This window comes from Fructilactobacillus florum DSM 22689 = JCM 16035, from assembly GCF_001436645.1.
GTDB classification, from domain to species: domain Bacteria; phylum Bacillota; class Bacilli; order Lactobacillales; family Lactobacillaceae; genus Fructilactobacillus; species Fructilactobacillus florum.
This window is the reverse complement of record NZ_AYZI01000004.1, coordinates 26923-42486: the sequence shown is the minus strand read 5'-3', so window position 1 is coordinate 42486 and position 15564 is coordinate 26923. Positions and strand designations below refer to the sequence as shown.

Here is a 15564-nt window from a genome sequence, read left to right as displayed (position 1 = left end):
GGTTTAATTATGCTTGAAATGTATCTCTTCGTTAATCCCACTTGTACGAAGTGTATTTCCGCTGAAAAAGACGTTACAAAAGTAGCCACTGCCCTCCAACAAAAAGTCCGGATTAAATTTATTCCCGTGTTTGAGCTTAGTACCGTTAGTGAGGGATTAACTGGTAACCTAGATGCTTACCATCTTACGTTAGATTATAAAGCTGCGCTTTTTCAAGGCTGTAAGAAGGGGCGTTCGTTTTTAACTGAACTACAAGAAGCTCTGCTTATCAAAAAACAAACTTATTCCGAAGAGCTAGTTTGGCAGATTGCGCAGAATAACCAGCTTGATTTACAAATGTTCAAAACTGATCGAAATTCAGAACTCTGTGAAAAAGCTTTACAGTCTGATCAACAGCTGTCCCGCGAAATGGGCGTGAGCAATCATGATTGTTTGGTGCTGTTTGACTGCGCTACTGCTGACAAGGGGATCCGCATCCAAGATATCGAGTATTCCAAGCTATTTGAATTGTGTAGCCGGCTGGAGACAAATAAAAAACCACAAGCACCGGCGAACTCTCATCTTCATATTCTTTAAAAACCGCCTAAGCGGTTTTTAAATTAATTTTTCTAATGCAGCTAGTCGCTTTTCAAACTGGGTAAAGGCCTTAGTTAGGTAAGCTGATTGATCCATTGCGACCCCTGCCATTTTCATAATATCTAGTGGCGCTTTTGAATTGCCGGCCTGCAAGTAGCTAAAGTACTGGCGCCGAGCAGTTTGTCCCCCTGTTTCCAAGTTTCCTGCCAAATTAATGGCCGCAGCATAACCAGTAGCATACTGATATACATAAAAATCATAGTAAAAATGAGGAATACGAGCCCACTCCAGTTGAATTTCAGGATCGGCTTGTAAATCGGGACCGTAGTATTGCGAATTAAGTTGCAGATACCACTGGTTTAATTGACTAGCAGTTAGTGGAGTCCCCCGCTGAGCCTCGTGATGAATTAATTTTTCAAATTCTGCGAACTGCGTCTGGCGGAAAATTGTGCCTTTAAACCCTTCGAGATAGAGACTCAGAATGTATTTTTTGAGATTGTCATCCGTAGTATGCTCTAAAAGATAGTCAGTCAATAAATTTTCGTTAGTTGTGGACGCAATTTCAGCCACAAAAATAGAATAATCACCGGTTTGATAAGGTTGATGCTTTCTAGTCATGGCACTATGGATGCTGTGTCCCATTTCATGTACTAGAGTATATACATTATTTAGATTATCTTGCCAGTTTAACAAAATAAACGGATTTGTATCGTATGATCCGCTAGAGTATGCTCCCGTTCGCTTATTTTCATTTTCAACCACATCGATCCAACGTTGCTTAAAAGCGGTCTCCATCAGTTGCTGGTAAGTTGGTCCAAGGACCTGCAAGGCTTGTCGTGCCAGCTGTTTTGCTTCAGCAAACGTATATTTGGTTTGAGGCGAAGTCGCTAAGGGAACATACATATCATACATGTGCAGTTGTTCCGTGTGCAAAAAACGCTTACGTAAAGCCACGTAGCGCTGTAAAAGTGGCAGGTGACGGTGAACTTCTGTTATTAAAGTGTCAAGCACCGATTGGGGTACTTCATTTTCGAATAGCGCCTGTGCCTGTGCACTTTCAAAATGATGAACTCGGGCACTAAAGTTATTAGCATTTACTTGACTACCTAAAGTTGTGGCAAACGTATTTTGAAATTGCTGGTAAACTTCATAAGTCTTGTGAAAAGTCTCAGCCCGCACTGCTTGCTGAGTTGATTCTAATAGTAATCCGTAGCGACCATTTGAAAGCTGTACTCGGTTTCCCTGTTCATCAGTTACCGTTGGAAACGGTAAGTCACTACTATCCAGCTGATTAAAAATTTTTTCTGGCGCATTAAAAATTTGAGTTGCCTGCGCTAATAACTGTTCCTGATTTACTGGAAGCAAGTGTCCAGCAGCTCGCAAATTTAGTTCTAGGAAACGATGGTAAGTCTGTAATGACGGATAGCTCTTTAACCAAGTAGTAATCAAAGTAGCTCCAGTGGCTACCACCGCATTAGGATACCATGCCTGAGCTTCACTGACTAAATTATCAAGCTGTTCAGTTTGAACAAGGGCTGCTTGGGTACTTGGTACAGTAGTTTCCACATCATTTTGTAACTCTGCAAAGACGCGCACCTTTTCAAATCTTCGATTTAACTGCAAAACCTGTTCGGTCGCTGCTTGAAGCGTGTTTGCACTAATAAATTTAGGCACTGCTGTCTTTTTTAACTGTTGTGCCAACGTTTTTACAGCCGCTAACTCTGCTTGAAAATCTGCTTGGTTAGCAAAAATAGTGGTTAAATCCCACGTTAATTGAGGATCAACCTCACTTCTTTTAGGCAATGCTTTGGCAGTCATTATTTCCCCTCCTGTTTTGTAATTTCCTTTAGTTTAACAGAAGTGTCCGAAAACCACGGGATTTTTTTTAGCAGGATCACTCCTGTTGGAGTTCTTTGCACCAAACGCTGTCGAATTAGTGCCGTTAAGAAAACCTCAAACTGAGCAAAAATCAGATTGTTCACATCGTGCAAACACGGATACGTTGCTCGTCTCCGAATCAAGTTGCAAGATCTTTGATAATGGGTTGTTACTGCTATTTCACGCCTAGTTTGCAACAATAAGAGGCAACGAACTCGCCATCCCAGCCAATCTGGTTTCATTAGTGGGGACTGGAACCGTGGCCAATGTACAATCAACGGGCATCCCAATAGGTTATACCCGGCCTGATAACAACTTAACTGAAGTTCGAGATAGGGAGCCTGTCCGTGCTGCAATCGCCGTGCCACAGTTTTTGTTACATGGCTAAGTGACTCGGGTTTCTTGGTTTGCAAATGCTCCTTGCTCCAAAAATGCTGCACAGCTTGAAAACTAGTAAAACTCCGTTCTTGAAACTGCAGGCGGTGATCGTGTAATTGGATCTGATACCGCAAGCGATACTGATTTTGTGGTTCTAGTAAAAAAACCAGATAATATCCAATTGTCTTTCGAAAACGTAAAAAACGTTGCACTGAAGAAGCAGTACAACGTTGCTGATAATATCGATTCCCAAGAATCCAGAAAGAAACTAACTGAATTTGGGCGTATCCATAAATTCTTTCAGAAAGTCGCTGGGTTGATAACGGACTACACTGGTACTCAAAGACCACCTGATCGCACCTGATGTCGGCTCGTTGGCGGATCGCGTGCAGATAACTTTCCAAAGTAACTCGAGGAAAAATCGTCCTTAGATCAGTGGCTAAAAACCATTTCCCCTGCAGATGTTCCGGGCTTTCGCTCTCACTGGATCCACACAATTGGTGCTGTTGATGCGCAAAGTGTGCTAACTTTTGTTGACCACGTTTTAAAATCACTGGCTGGTGACATCCCGGGCAGACATAAGGTTGACCTGCTTTGGCTCCCTTAGCTGTAATTAACTGATGGTACTGATTCCATGCTGTTAACATTTGTAGACCCCAGTTAAATACGTAAATGATTATTTTCTAACCAAAATACTGATTTAATGTCGGCAACGCCTGCTTTCCCAGCAACTGACGGTCATTTTTCTCAATATAAACTGGTTCTTGGGGACTTAACTTTCCGTATTCGTAGCCCAGCGCAAGTTGGTTATCAATCTGAACTAATTTCTGATTAACCGCGGAAAAATCAGTAGTAGCGCCACTAGGTAGCAGTCGGTAAGTTAAAATTAATTCATACCCTTGTTGATTACGATAAAGTGCACTCTGCAGTTCAACTCCAGTAGGACGCGATGCCTTACTCAAGGCTTGACTGGCAGCAACTAGATCATCAAAATTAGTGAACTGGAGTGCAACCGTTCGCTGTAAGTGCTCTTCATCAAACTCATCGCCACCTGGCTTTTCTCCTGGTTCAGCGACACTAGAAGTCATCTTAGCGACCAATTTTTCATCCTTGCTAATGATTAATTCAAACCCACTTGCAACTGGCATAACTTGGAATGAAACTAACTCATTATTGGAAAATTCATGATTGACATCAACTTCTTCTAGAATTTGATAAAAAAAGTCCTCAATCTTATCCTGATCCTCAACCAGTTCCATTAAATTAATATGCCTCTTTTTTAAATCAGCCTTATCGACCCAGACTTTAATTGTATCTTCATTCGTTTTTTTAAATTTCACTGTGATCCCTCTTTAGTTCATTAAATTTCTAATGATTGCCCCTGAGATGGTAATAAAACGGTGACGTTTGTACCGGCCTCTGCCTGAGCCTCTTGACGTAATTGCTCAGGTGGAATGGTTTGGGGCAAATGACTAAGTAACAGTCGTGAAACGTGTGCTTGACGAGCCAAGCGTCCTGCTTCGACAGATGTCAAATGCCAGTGCTTTCGGTGATCGTTAGCAGCAAAGTTAGTGTCTGCAATAACCAGATCTGCCCGCTGCGCCAATTTTGTAAGTCCTGGAAAAAATGCTGAATCAGCAGTGTACATCAGGGCATGCCCGGTAGCACGCTCAACAATCCGTATGGCAAAGGCTGGTACTGGATGAACCGTCCGCAAAAATGAAAGCTCAAAGGGCCCGAGCTCATTAACTTGTGTAGGCAGGTAAGCTTGGCGCTGGGTTGCATGTGGCCAGGTTAATTCCTGAAAATGAGCTTGATCAAGCTGGTGTCCGTAAATTGGCAAAATGGAACGGCGCGGTCGTCGGTCATGAAGTTGCCAATAATACTGTAAAACGCCTAAATCAGCAATATGATCAGCATGGTAATGAGATAATAAAACTGCATCTAATTGTAAAGGGTCACAGTGCTTTTCTAATTCCAACAACGCTCCACTTCCACAATCTAACAAGAGTCTGTAGGTTCCTGTTTCAATCAAGTAACTACTAGTCCCAATGCCTGCAAATGGATACCCACCGTAAAATCCTAAAATAGTTACACGCATTTTACTAACCTCATCATTTTTAAATAATTTTACTTTTAACTTAAGGTACTTTATTCTACACTAAATGTAAACCAAATTGAATGGAGATAATACAATGATTGATAAAATTTCAGTAACTTTTGGCTCGCAAGCCGTTCTCAATCAAATTATAAAGCGCTACCCCAAGCGCCGGTTAGCTTTGTTTGCCGGGATTAGTGGAACTAGCGGTGTTCAACTAATCGATTATTCAGGTAAAAGCCCGATTTTCGTTACCCCGATTACTTATCGTGTCGTTGATCACAGCGGTACTGATGACTGGCATGATTATCTCAACATCATTCAAGTAACTCCTGACGAACAACATCGAAAAGTTTTAAATTCACGAGCCAGTGATTTCATTAGTAATCCACACCAACCTAACGGATTGCAAAGTGCTTACTATTTAAAGGCTGAAAATAATCAAGATCAAAAAATTTTGTTAACGACTTGGAAAAGTGAATTTGATTGTTTGGCTTGGAAAAAAACCGCAGCCGCCGCTTTTATTACCTACCAGAATTTCAAAAACGATTTTACTGTTGATTACCATGATTCTAGCTATCAAGCTCTCGAGCAAAAACAAAATATTTAATTAAAGGCAAAAAAAGAACCCTATCAATGATAGGGTTCTTTTTTACGGTCCGTACGAGACTCGAACTCGTGATCTCCTGCGTGACAGGCAGGCGTCTTAAACCGACTGGACCAACGGACCAATTGCGGGGGCTGGATTTGAACCAACGACCTCCGGGTTATGAGCCCGACGAGCTACCAGACTGCTCTACCCCGCGATAATAAAAATGAAAATGACCCGTACGGGATTCGAACCCATGTTACTGCCGTGAAAGGGCAGTGTCTTAAACCACTTGACCAACGGGTCAAAAAACGGAGAAGGAGAGATTCGAACTCTCGCGCCGTATAAACGACCTACACCCTTAGCAGGGGCGCCTCTTCAGCCACTTGAGTACTTCTCCATANCTCTCCATATACTCCGACAGGCGGGCTCGAACCGTCGACAACCTGATTAACAGTCAGGTGCTCTACCAACTGAGCTATGTCGGAATAATAAATGCTATCAATCACGACAACTACATAAATATAACACGGTAGAAAAGCTTTGTCAACAACTTTATTGGCTAGCAACTAGCTGTATGCCTGTTGCGGACTTATTTATATTAACAAAAAGCATTAGGTGGCGTCAATCTTTTTTTTATCTTAAAAAATAGAAAATTTTCACCATCAACCACCTTAATTTGCTAGAATTAAGAAGTAACTATTTTAAAAACGGAGAATAATATGAATACCTTGATTGATTTTGTTTTACATATTGATCAGCATTTGGTCAATATCGTTAATACTTTTGGAAACTGGACCTACCTAATTCTATTTTTAATCATCTTTGTTGAAACGGGAGCGGTGATCCTCCCCTTTCTTCCCGGTGATTCCCTCTTGTTTGCAGCGGCTGCGCTCTCTGCCAGTGCAAGTTATAACCTGAACATCTGGATTTTCCTAGTGCTCTTCTTTATCGCTTCACTCGGTGGTGACTCTTTGAATTTCTTCCTTGGTCGTAAAATGGGCATGGCCATTACCGAAAATCAATTTTTAAGTCGCTTTGTTAAGGAAAAAGATTTTGAACATGCTCGTCACTTTTTCGATAAGTACGGAGCAATTGCAACCTTTCTAGCACGTTTTATGCCCATCGTGAGAACTTTTGCCCCCTTCGTCGCTGCCAGCAGCGATTATAGCTACAGTAAATTCTTTAAATATAATCTTACTGCTTGTATTGCTTGGGTGGGGCTCTGTTGCGGAGGCGGATATTTCTTTGGAAACATTCCGTTTGTACAAGAGCATTTTTCCGTGGTGGTTCTTTCGATCATTGTCATTTCCTTAATTCCAGCCATCATCGGTATTCTTAAGGGACGAACAGCTAACAAAAAATCGATTGACTAAGGGATTGGCAAACATTTTAATTACGGTTCTTCAGGACTTACTCCCGTTTACTATTGGGGTAAGTCCTTTTTCGTTGAAACGTGATTATCGCTACCATGCTAATAACCAACAGAAATGATCCCATATTTCTTTTGTAGTTATCAAAAAATTTAGTCAAAAAAACCATAAAAATAACTTTTATGGAATACTTCAACCTCATTTAAATTTTTTTAATTGGCGTTCGCCAAGATACCATCCGGTAACTAGTCCTAAAATGACTATACCTAACCAGACTAGAAAACAACTAAAAAAGTATTGATCAGGGAGCACATTAATCACCGGATCCTGTCGGGGATCAAAAATCCAGTCACGATTTTGAAAGAGCAGTTCATGAAAAATAATAAAAACATCGTTAAAATCAAGCATTACTACTAATAACAACATTCCTAATCCTACCAAAAAATTTCTTAGTCCCCTCGTCATCTGCCACAGCTGGTGATAAACCTGTTTGAAATAGCCCCTTAATCCCACAATCCAGAGCAGCATCAGAAGCGTATTATTAATCAAGATTAACCGTCTTACATCAGCAAAATGCTGGACAGCCCTTTCCGAAAGCCGATAACCATCCAAATGTAAAGTCGTTTCCCATGGTAATTGCAAATATTTAATCATTTGATAAAAATTATTCATTAACACTGTATTGGAAGTTTCAAACCGGGTCGCTAAATGCGCCCAACTGAGATTAAGCCAATACAACCAACTGGCATTGACTACCACAAACGTCGCCATCGTAATGGTGAAGCTTACATAAAATAGCAATTTTACCATGCTGGAGTAACTAAATTGTCCAGTCATCGAAGCTTTTAATCTCATGGGTCGGTTGCTGCTCCTTCTGTTTGATATCAGCCGGTTTAGACACTCCCGAATACACTAGTAATGTATCAACTCCAGCGGCCATCCCTGCCCGAATGTCAGTTTCATAATTATCACCAACCATCAAGGCCTCTTTGGCGCTAATCCCTAACTTTGCAAGTGCATTTCTTACAATCAAACCATTGGGTTTACCCACAATGACCGGTTGTACCTGGGTCGCATACCGGATTAAATCGATTAATGAACCAGCACTTGGTAACAATCCTTGCTCACTGGGAATTAACGTATCTGCATTGGTACCCACAAAGTGGGCTCCCGCTTGAATTGCTAGCACGGCTCGGGTAGCTTTTTGATAGCTAAAGTCATAATCAAGCGCTACCACCACGTACGTTGGCTTCTCGGCATAAATGTCAAAGCCTCCTTGCACTAGCAGACTCTTTAAAGCTGGTTCTCCAATCACATATGCCGTCCTAGCCCGTTGATGCTGATCGGCATCAGCCTGAAGATAACTAACCGTTGCTTGCGCAGCGGTATAAATGTTTGCCGTAGTCACATGAATATCATGGTTTTGTGCCAAATTAGCCACGACCGCAGCTGGCTGGCGGGTTGTATTGTTAGTTAGAAATAAAAAGGGTTGCTGCGCTGCTTGTAGCCGCTCAACAAACCGTTTAGCAGCTGGAATCCGTCGCGTCCCCTGATAAATTGTTCCGTCAAGATCAATCATGTATCCGTGGTAATGTTTCATCACGCTTAATCCTCTTTCTTTTGGCGAATGGTAAATTGTCGCTTAGTTAACTGAGCCTTGGTTTTGTCATGACGTTGCTTTATATGCCGATTAGCACTGTTATGGTGTTTCCGACTCCGCTTAATCGTCGTTGGGTTTACACTCGTCTCGATTTTTTGTGCTGCATCGACATTATGCAACACAAAATAATTGTCACCTAAGTTCACTTCTTCTAAAAGGTAGTCATTAATTGCGCTCTTCCTTTCAAAAGAATCATTAGTCCGCCGGTCGTTAAAAAAACCTTTCAAGCGTAGTTGCCCATAGCCCCAGTCCCCAATGATGTAATCATACCGAGTCAAAATCGGGTTGAAACTATTGGTAAAAGCACCCAAGTCAAAAGCATTTCTGACATTGGCAACTAGTTCATACCGATGTCCATTTACAGTTAGGGTTGTTGCATCAATTTGTTTAATTTCAGCGTATGGAATTCGTTTTTCCCGTCGTTGTTCAATCAAAATCTCAATCTGACTGTGTTCCATGTGAGCCTCCTCCTAAAGGAAATTCCTGAGATAAATATTTTGCCAAAACGGTGCGGATATTTCCGTTAAAATCAATTTGGTTCTTCCCAACAATTCCAATTGTCGGGAAAAAGGGAATAAATTCATAGTGGTCTAAAAGCGCAATTGTGTACCGCTTCTCAGGTACAACTAACTCATGGTGCCAATACAATTGCTGCTTTTCTGTGTCATAACTAATCCCCGCATAGACCAATCTTCCGAAATACTTCCCCCGAAACCCCATTCCCTTTTGAGGAAAGCGGATTAGGAAATTTTTATTCTTTTCCATTTCTTGAAATAAACGCCATAAATCATACCCCCACAGTTCGGTTTTCATGACGTGAATATTATGCGGCAAGATTTGTTGGAGCTGGTCCATATTGACAATCCCCGCTGGCAAATCATGCAAGAAGAGTCCCGTATTTAGTACAGCTGCCTGCGCATTTGTACTAGCCATCATGGCTTGCAATCCCAATTGAACCAGTGGATTATCATCAGTTAAAGACGTCTGATAGCGTTGCGGAACCCTCGCAATTTTTTGCGCAGCAAGCAGGCGATGCCCGGTGGCCTCTGCAGCAGCTACTTCAGCTTGATCTCCTGCTTCTCGGGGCAGATCGGTGCTACGAAAAACTTGTGCTTGTTGCTGATATAAACCAGCTTGATCGACTTCAAAAGTAATTTGACCAACATAGTGTCCCCACTTCTCTGCGGCCGTCAGCAAGGTCTGCTGCACTACTTCACCATGAGCCAACAAATGATGCGTATGCCCGCCAATAATTACTTTTAATTCAGGATAGCGTTTAGCTAGCTCTCGATCATAGTTAATTCCCAAATGAGAGAGTAGGATTAGCTGATCGTACTGACCCGCCCATTCTTGTAGACACCGATCTAACGTTCCAAAGACCGATTCTGCGGTCCAACCCATAGCCTGAAACGTTGGATACGGAAATGTTAAGCCCAGCAAGCGCAACCTGGTTCCATTGTCTAAAACAAAATCACGATGAGTAGTCGCCCAATGGGGCAATTGACCGGTTTTGCTATCCAAAACATTATCTAAAATGACAGGAAAATTAGCATGATCATAAAGATGGTCAAGCTGCTTGTGAGAATTAGTTAATGCTTCGTTATTACCAATGGTAACCGCATCATAATGCATTTCATTTAACCACTGTACAATTCCTTGACCATTGGTCGCTTCAGTCAGGGGATCAAAGCGATCCATCGCATCGCCATCGTCAAATCGCAACACTCGATAACCTTGTTGGCTGAGTGCCGCTGTTTGCGTTTGAAAAAATCTTTTGATTGCTGGGAAGTTTTCTAAATGAGAGTGCAAATCATTAGTGTGTAAAATGGCAACCTTGCTTTTCATCGAATCACCTTTCATCATGTTACTTAACTATTTTAATTCTACCATCAGTAGGTCCATAAATCAGAAAAGCCGGTGCATTAGCACCGACTTTTCTATATCTGCTTCAGATTCCGATAATAATCAAATCCATAAAGACCTAACAGCCAAACAATCGAACCAACTAACGCTACCAAAGTCTGCACCTGGAAAAGAAGAATTATTGCCACAAAAATCATAAAGGCAATCGTAAAGACATTTGAAAATGGATACCAAGGCATTTTAAATGAAAGTGCTTGGGTTTGTTCCGTGGTTAACTGCCGGCGGTAACGCCAATGTGCTAATACAATCAAGGACCAAATGAAAAGAAAACAGGTTGTAGCGACACTGGAAACAAATTCAAAGACCCCATTAGGCACCAAAATATCAATAATGACAGAAATTCCAATTAATAAAGTCGATACCAAGATTGCTGTGGCAGGCAGTCCTCGCCGAGAAATTTGACTCAACCGCTTTCCCAGTGGATTTTTACTTCCCTTGGTTAGTGAATATAACATTCTTCCGGTCGTGAAAATTGCACTATTACACGATGAAGCAGCGGCGGTTAGCACCACAAAGTTAATAATTGCTGCTGCCGGTTTGATGCCAATTCCCTGGAAAACCTGGACAAAGGGACTAGATGTTGGCGAAACATCATACCAAGGATAGATACACATCAAAGCTACCAGGGAACCCACGTAAAATAAAATGATTCGAATTGGAACATCGTTAATCGATTTTGGAATAATGGTTTGTGGATCGGCGGTCTCAGAAGCTGTCATCCCAATCATTTCGATCCCCACAAAACTAAAGATTACCATTTGAAACGATAGCAGGAAGCCTTTGGCTCCATTTGGAAACAAATTTCCACCAAATAAATTTCCTAACGAGGCATAGCCCACCGGTGTTTTATAGTGGATCGCCACCAAAACAACTCCTGCAAGGATCAATAGTAGGATCGCGACCACTTTGATAATGGCGAACCAAAATTCAGTTTCTCCAAAGGCGGAAACGGTAATTGAATTCATAAAAAACAAGATAACTAGCAAAAACAACCCCGTGACCCAGGTTGGCAAACCAGGGAACCAAAATTGCATGTACAAACCAGCTGCCGTTACCTCCGCCATCGCAATGGTGATCCAACAGATTAAGTAGGTCCAACCAGCAACAAAGCCAGTTTTTGGTCCCAAATATTTATCAATGAAATCAATGAAAGAAACTGCTTCCGTATTGGATAGTAGGAGCTCACCGAGTGCTCTCATTAAAAAAAAGCACGCTAACCCAGCAATTAAATACGCAAAGATTAGAGATGGTCCAGCAAAGTGAATCGAACGACCGGCTCCCAAAAAGAGCCCCGTCCCGATGGTTCCCCCCAGGGCAATCAACTGAACATGTCGATTTTTTAAACTTCGTGACATCCCTGAACTTGATTTTTTTTCTTGAGCCATAAGCAAGCTCCCCTCAAATCATTAATTTTTTTATAACTGTAATTATACCCGTTTCTCAAAAAACTGTCTAAACAAAAAACGACCCCTCACCAAGGTCATCCTCGGCAAGCGGTCGATTAGTTATTCTATTTGGTTTGGCTTAATGCCTGAGCATCCCTAACAATCATTAACTCCTCATTTGTAGGAACTAACAAAGTTTTGATTTTTGCATCTGGAGTACTCAAATCACGAACTTCGCCACGGACATTATTTTTTTCCTGATCAATCTTAATCCCAAAGTACCCCAATTGGTCAGTAACTTCTTTCCGCACGGTAACACTATTCTCGCCGACCCCGGCGGTAAAGACGATGGCATCCGCTCCTTGAAGTTCGGCTAAGTAAGCTCCAATGTAACGCACAATCCGATTAATATAAATCTCACGAGCAAGCTGTGCTCGGTGATTTTCTGCTTGGGCTGCTTCAACTTCGCGCATATCAGCGGAAACTCCAGAGATTCCAAGTAACCCAGATTTTTTATTTAAGATCTCGATCATCTCGTTAATATCCGTGATGCCTTCCTTCTGCATCACAAGTGCTAACAAAGAAGGATCAACATCACCAGATCTAGTTGCCATCGTAATCCCAGTTAAAGGGGTAAATCCCATTGAAGTATCCAATGATTTCCCATGATTAACGGCACAAATCGAAGCTCCAGCCCCAATATGAAGAATAATTAATTTTAAATCTTCAACTGGCTTTTGCAAAACCTCTGCAGCCCGTTGCGAAACGAACCGATAGCTAATTCCATGAGCTCCATATTTTCTAGCTTGATATTTTTCATAATATTCATATGGAATGCTGTACAAGAAATTTTTCTCAGGCATCGACGCATGAAAGCCTGTATCGAAAACAGCTACACTGATAACATCTGGCAGGATTTTTTGAAAAGCTTTAATCCCTAAAACATTGGCTGGTTCATGCAACGGAGCCAGTTCAGCTAAACTCTCAATTTTTTGTAGTACTTCCGGAGTAATTACTACCGATTTATCGAAAAATTCGCCACCAGCAACCACGCGATGTCCGACACCATCAATTTCATTATAGTTATGAATAATTTTTAGTGCTAATAATTGATCCAAGAGAATCTGAATCGCTGCCTCGTGATCGGCGACGTCAGTGGTAATTTCATATTTTTGCCCGCTGCCATACTTAATCGCAACGTGCCCATTTGGCATGGCAATTCTCTCAATAACCCCTTCAGCTAAGACTTGTTCCGCCGGCATTTCAAATAATTTAAATTTTAAAGTCGAGCTACCAGCATTAACCGCAATCATCTTGCTCATAATCTACTCCTCACTATTTTGAATTCAATAAAGCTTGTTTTTCCCACACTACCAAGTCATCAATAAATTTTTGTAACGCCACCTTGTCATCAAATGACGGAAATTCTCCTAACATCACTCGATCAGCTTGTCGCGCATCTGCCCCTCGCTTTTGTACAATCAAGATCGCCTTTTGCGCCTGTTCATTTAGGAATAAATCCTGTGGCAGGTTTAAAATTCCCTGTAGGAAAACTTGATCCTGCATCCAACCTAAGAGTCCCTTGGCTTTGGGGCTCTGGAATAGCTGGCTTGGAACTAAGAAAAATGCAAAGCCCCCAGCCTGAAGTTGGTTAACGGCCTGTTCCATCAAAAGATGGTGCACGTACGAATGTCCCGTGTGGGAGTGGGTTTCATAATTTTGCACATTTTCATCAATCGGATAGTAGCCAACTGGCAAATCAGAAACCACAAGGTCAACTTGTGGAACGGCTAAGTCAGTTAAGCTATCCTGCTGAACAAGTTCTAAAGATAATCGTTGCATTTGAGCACTAATACTAGCAACTGAAATCATCGAAGCATCATTATCGCTACCGAATCCGCTAACAGTTTTCGTCACTCGATCCTGGAGTTGATTCATAACAGCTGTCAATAAATTAGCAGATCCAACTGCGGGATCAAGAATCCGAAGCTGCTCTCGACCTGCTACTAGCCCTGCTGCTAAATAGCCTAACAGATCAGCAATTGTATCCGGAGTTATTTGATGAACAGCTTGAATATGATCTACTTTAGTCGCCTTAATCATGACCATTTGAATCGCTCTGCGAATATCCTGAGCATCCATTTTTTGATAATCAACCTTCTGGTACAAAACTGTGAGTTCCTGAACCGTTTGCTTTGCAGGTAAACCGTTCTCGACTCGAACTGTCCGCTTGTCCAACAAGTTGTCAGCAGTTTCAATAAATGCATCTAGATAAGAAGTTTCTAGGCTCTGCATTAACACCGTGGCTGATTGATCAAAAACTTGAAATAAAGCGGTCGTGCTGTTCTCAGTCAAAAAATCAACTCCTTTTCGGTGAGTTCACCTATGCCTATCTTACTCAATCAGTTCTAGTATTTCAAGGTGTGCCCAAGTGCTTTTCTGCAAAATGAGTCCTTGCCAATTGATAATGTCTAATCCGAGAATTATTTTGCTGAACAATTAGATTAGCTTGCTGTAGCTGGACTAATACTACGCAAGCAACCGTCGCCCAAAAAACTGCTCCAATCATTGTCAAACTAGCATTTCTCCGCCAGCATAGTCGTTGCAACAAATCGTTCTCCTCCAATCGTGATCTTGGTCAGCAAACGTCCTGAGTTAACCTGCCACTGAACCTGATCAACATCCGTTATGAGCGGCATGTATCCGCCTGCTAATGTCCTCATTTTTAGTTCATGTTTGGCTAGTTGCAAGCAATATACCTGTTGTTCCTTTGCACTAAATAACTCTAGTTTACTAGCCGTGACCTGACGAACTCTAAATTGAAACTGTGGATCCTCTATCACATCCAAATAGCGGTAAAATTGCGTTGTCCGTTGTGTATGCTGACTAACAGCCCCGTTTAGCTTAAAAGCCAGTTGCATTAAATTAAACCCCATTGCAATTACAACAATTGTCACCAGTGTCTCAACTAATGAATATCCATTTCGTTGCTTATTCATGATTTATCTCGATTTCATAGCACTTACGAACATGTTCCAGCCGTTGTTCGGTCTGGTTAATCCGCTCTCGGCTCCAGCTCTGATTGATAGCATAAAAAATCGTTGCACTACTAATTAAAGCGATACCCAAAAGTGCATCAGCTAACAACATTCCAGAACGCTCAAAAAGACTTGATTTCATTATGATAACAGCCCCATCCTAGTTGAATCTTTTGCAGAATCCAACGACGACTCGCTTCAGACCGCCAGGTAATTGTCTGGGGACTGACCGTCCCGTTTTTTGAAATTTTAATTTCATGCCAACTTGTCACTGAAAGCCCCGTTGGAACCCTGACCTCATGTTTAATCAAGCGCTGGTGTAAATAGGTTTCAAAACAAACTGCCTGATGGGGAGCTAGGGTTACCCAGGCTGGTGTTTGTTGGATTTTAGCCGTCACTAACGTTTGATTCCAAGCAACCGCAAAACTTTGCCAAAAACGTGGTTCTGAATTAATTTGGCGATTAAAAACGCGGGTTCCCCAAAGTAACGTTAACAAAATCAAACTGGTAATCGAAATTACTACTAAACTTTCTAGGAGGGTAAAACCTTTTCGCTTATTCTTGAGAAGCGTGATTATTTTTAATGACAATCTGTTCCTCCCGAGCTTGCTTCACTTGTTTATCCGTGAGGTAATCATGTGAAACTAGTGTAGCTTTGAAATTTTA

Annotated in this window: 18 protein-coding genes and 5 tRNA genes; 3 read left to right on the top strand and 20 right to left on the bottom strand. The window is 41.7% G+C overall.

What is annotated here, in order from left to right:
• Positions 1 to 9 precede the first annotated feature (9 nt).
• A complete protein-coding gene (locus FC87_RS03060; RefSeq protein WP_051393823.1) occupies positions 10 to 576 on the top strand; it encodes a DsbA family protein in 567 nt (188 codons plus the stop codon).
• A gap of 18 nt (positions 577 to 594) precedes the next feature.
• Here the strand turns inward: FC87_RS03060 and pepF are convergent, their stop codons facing one another.
• Genes pepF through FC87_RS03040 form a run of 4 tightly spaced genes read right to left on the bottom strand, consistent with a single transcriptional unit; the run spans position 595 to position 4933 of the window.
• Positions 595 to 2394, bottom strand: a complete 1800-nt coding sequence (pepF, locus tag FC87_RS03055) for an oligoendopeptidase F (protein ID WP_056961595.1) — start codon at positions 2392 to 2394, stop codon at positions 595 to 597.
• Positions 2394 to 3479 carry a competence protein CoiA gene (locus tag FC87_RS03050; RefSeq protein WP_056961594.1) on the bottom strand — a complete coding sequence of 362 codons (1086 nt, stop codon included), beginning with the start codon at positions 3477 to 3479 and terminating at the stop codon, positions 2394 to 2396. Before FC87_RS03050 ends, pepF begins: the two co-directional genes overlap by 1 nt.
• 36 nt (positions 3480 to 3515) lie before the next feature.
• Complete coding sequence (locus tag FC87_RS03045) at positions 3516 to 4172, bottom strand: adaptor protein MecA (protein ID WP_054690604.1); 657 nt, start codon at positions 4170 to 4172, stop codon at positions 3516 to 3518.
• Positions 4173 to 4192: 20 nt separating this feature from the next.
• Positions 4193 to 4933 carry an MBL fold metallo-hydrolase gene (locus FC87_RS03040; RefSeq protein WP_056961591.1) on the bottom strand — a complete coding sequence of 247 codons (741 nt, stop codon included), beginning with the start codon at positions 4931 to 4933 and terminating at the stop codon, positions 4193 to 4195.
• A gap of 94 nt (positions 4934 to 5027) precedes the next feature.
• Here FC87_RS03040 and FC87_RS03035 point away from each other — a divergent pair, with 94 nt between their 5' ends.
• Positions 5028 to 5540, top strand: coding sequence for a hypothetical protein (locus FC87_RS03035; RefSeq protein ID WP_054690601.1), 513 nt, complete (start codon positions 5028 to 5030; stop codon positions 5538 to 5540).
• Between the two features lie 45 nt (positions 5541 to 5585).
• On the opposite strand, the gene FC87_RS03030 is transcribed toward FC87_RS03035, so the two are convergent.
• The 5 genes from FC87_RS03030 to FC87_RS03010 form a co-directional block, all read right to left on the bottom strand.
• Positions 5586 to 5660 (bottom strand) — tRNA-Asp (locus tag FC87_RS03030).
• 2 nt (positions 5661 to 5662) lie between these two features.
• Positions 5663 to 5736, bottom strand: a tRNA-Met gene (locus tag FC87_RS03025).
• 16 nt (positions 5737 to 5752) lie between these two features.
• A tRNA-Glu gene (locus tag FC87_RS03020) sits at positions 5753 to 5825 on the bottom strand.
• A gap of 6 nt (positions 5826 to 5831) precedes the next feature.
• Positions 5832 to 5919, bottom strand: a tRNA-Ser gene (locus tag FC87_RS03015).
• Positions 5920 to 5934: 15 nt separating this feature from the next.
• A tRNA-Asn gene (locus tag FC87_RS03010) sits at positions 5935 to 6007 on the bottom strand.
• A 234-nt stretch (positions 6008 to 6241) separates the two neighbouring features.
• Between FC87_RS03010 and FC87_RS03005 the strand changes: the two genes are divergently transcribed.
• Positions 6242 to 6895 carry a VTT domain-containing protein gene (locus tag FC87_RS03005; RefSeq protein ID WP_009166591.1) on the top strand — a complete coding sequence of 218 codons (654 nt, stop codon included), beginning with the start codon at positions 6242 to 6244 and terminating at the stop codon, positions 6893 to 6895.
• A gap of 195 nt (positions 6896 to 7090) precedes the next feature.
• On the opposite strand, the gene FC87_RS03000 is transcribed toward FC87_RS03005, so the two are convergent.
• The 11 genes from FC87_RS03000 to FC87_RS02955 form a co-directional block, all read right to left on the bottom strand.
• Positions 7091 to 7747: a TIGR01906 family membrane protein gene (locus FC87_RS03000; protein WP_082619206.1), complete on the bottom strand. Its 657-nt coding sequence runs from the start codon at positions 7745 to 7747 to the stop codon at positions 7091 to 7093.
• Positions 7713 to 8492, bottom strand: coding sequence for a TIGR01457 family HAD-type hydrolase (locus FC87_RS02995; protein WP_009166588.1), 780 nt, complete (start codon positions 8490 to 8492; stop codon positions 7713 to 7715). The genes FC87_RS03000 and FC87_RS02995 overlap by 35 nt, the downstream gene beginning before the upstream one ends.
• 5 nt (positions 8493 to 8497) lie before the next feature.
• The gene (locus FC87_RS02990) at positions 8498 to 9010 is read right to left on the bottom strand and encodes a YutD family protein (RefSeq protein WP_009166587.1); all 513 of its coding nucleotides are present in this window, start codon (positions 9008 to 9010) and stop codon (positions 8498 to 8500) included.
• Positions 8991 to 10397, bottom strand: a complete 1407-nt coding sequence (locus tag FC87_RS02985; protein WP_081716753.1) for a bifunctional metallophosphatase/5'-nucleotidase — start codon at positions 10395 to 10397, stop codon at positions 8991 to 8993. The genes FC87_RS02990 and FC87_RS02985 overlap by 20 nt, the downstream gene beginning before the upstream one ends.
• Before the next feature lie 92 nt (positions 10398 to 10489).
• Positions 10490 to 11860, bottom strand: coding sequence for an amino acid permease (locus tag FC87_RS02980; protein ID WP_009166585.1), 1371 nt, complete (start codon positions 11858 to 11860; stop codon positions 10490 to 10492).
• Positions 11861 to 11985: 125 nt separating this feature from the next.
• Positions 11986 to 13182: an acetate/propionate family kinase gene (locus FC87_RS02975; RefSeq protein ID WP_009166584.1), complete on the bottom strand. Its 1197-nt coding sequence runs from the start codon at positions 13180 to 13182 to the stop codon at positions 11986 to 11988.
• A 13-nt stretch (positions 13183 to 13195) separates the two neighbouring features.
• On the bottom strand, positions 13196 to 14215 hold the full coding sequence (locus FC87_RS02970) for a class I SAM-dependent methyltransferase (protein ID WP_056961587.1): 1020 nt from the start codon (positions 14213 to 14215) through the stop codon (positions 13196 to 13198).
• A gap of 61 nt (positions 14216 to 14276) precedes the next feature.
• A complete protein-coding gene (locus FC87_RS06925; RefSeq protein ID WP_156656527.1) occupies positions 14277 to 14435 on the bottom strand; it encodes a hypothetical protein in 159 nt (52 codons plus the stop codon).
• A 1-nt stretch (position 14436) separates the two neighbouring features.
• A complete protein-coding gene (locus FC87_RS02965; protein ID WP_009166581.1) occupies positions 14437 to 14859 on the bottom strand; it encodes a competence type IV pilus minor pilin ComGF in 423 nt (140 codons plus the stop codon).
• Positions 14852 to 15040 carry a hypothetical protein gene (locus FC87_RS02960; RefSeq protein WP_009166580.1) on the bottom strand — a complete coding sequence of 63 codons (189 nt, stop codon included), beginning with the start codon at positions 15038 to 15040 and terminating at the stop codon, positions 14852 to 14854. Before FC87_RS02960 ends, FC87_RS02965 begins: the two co-directional genes overlap by 8 nt.
• Positions 15021 to 15488 (bottom strand): prepilin-type N-terminal cleavage/methylation domain-containing protein, encoded by a 468-nt coding sequence (locus FC87_RS02955; RefSeq protein ID WP_009166579.1) that lies wholly within the window; start codon positions 15486 to 15488, stop codon positions 15021 to 15023. Before FC87_RS02955 ends, FC87_RS02960 begins: the two co-directional genes overlap by 20 nt.
• Positions 15489 to 15564: the final 76 nt, after the last annotated feature.

Bases quoted from the DNA above. Each gene is read 5' to 3' on its own strand.
- FC87_RS03035 (WP_054690601.1), top strand. From the start codon at position 5,028: ATGATTGATAAAATTTCAGTAACTTTTGGCTCGCAAGCCGTTCTCAAT.
- pepF (WP_056961595.1), bottom strand. From the start codon at position 2,394: ATGACTGCCAAAGCATTGCCTAAAAGAAGTGAGGTTGATCCTCAATTA.
- FC87_RS03040 (WP_056961591.1), bottom strand. From the start codon at position 4,933: ATGCGTGTAACTATTTTAGGATTTTACGGTGGGTATCCATTTGCAGGC.
- FC87_RS03000 (WP_082619206.1), bottom strand. From the start codon at position 7,747: ATGAGATTAAAAGCTTCGATGACTGGACAATTTAGTTACTCCAGCATG.
- FC87_RS02960 (WP_009166580.1), bottom strand. From the start codon at position 15,040: ATGAAATCAAGTCTTTTTGAGCGTTCTGGAATGTTGTTAGCTGATGCA.
- FC87_RS03060 (WP_051393823.1), top strand. From the start codon at position 10: ATGCTTGAAATGTATCTCTTCGTTAATCCCACTTGTACGAAGTGTATT.
- FC87_RS02965 (WP_009166581.1), bottom strand. From the start codon at position 14,859: ATGAATAAGCAACGAAATGGATATTCATTAGTTGAGACACTGGTGACA.
- FC87_RS02980 (WP_009166585.1), bottom strand. From the start codon at position 11,860: ATGGCTCAAGAAAAAAAATCAAGTTCAGGGATGTCACGAAGTTTAAAA.
- FC87_RS02975 (WP_009166584.1), bottom strand. From the start codon at position 13,182: ATGAGCAAGATGATTGCGGTTAATGCTGGTAGCTCGACTTTAAAATTT.
- FC87_RS02990 (WP_009166587.1), bottom strand. From the start codon at position 9,010: ATGGAACACAGTCAGATTGAGATTTTGATTGAACAACGACGGGAAAAA.
- FC87_RS03050 (WP_056961594.1), bottom strand. From the start codon at position 3,479: ATGTTAACAGCATGGAATCAGTACCATCAGTTAATTACAGCTAAGGGA.
- FC87_RS02985 (WP_081716753.1), bottom strand. From the start codon at position 10,397: ATGAAAAGCAAGGTTGCCATTTTACACACTAATGATTTGCACTCTCAT.
- FC87_RS03005 (WP_009166591.1), top strand. From the start codon at position 6,242: ATGAATACCTTGATTGATTTTGTTTTACATATTGATCAGCATTTGGTC.
- FC87_RS02995 (WP_009166588.1), bottom strand. From the start codon at position 8,492: ATGAAACATTACCACGGATACATGATTGATCTTGACGGAACAATTTAT.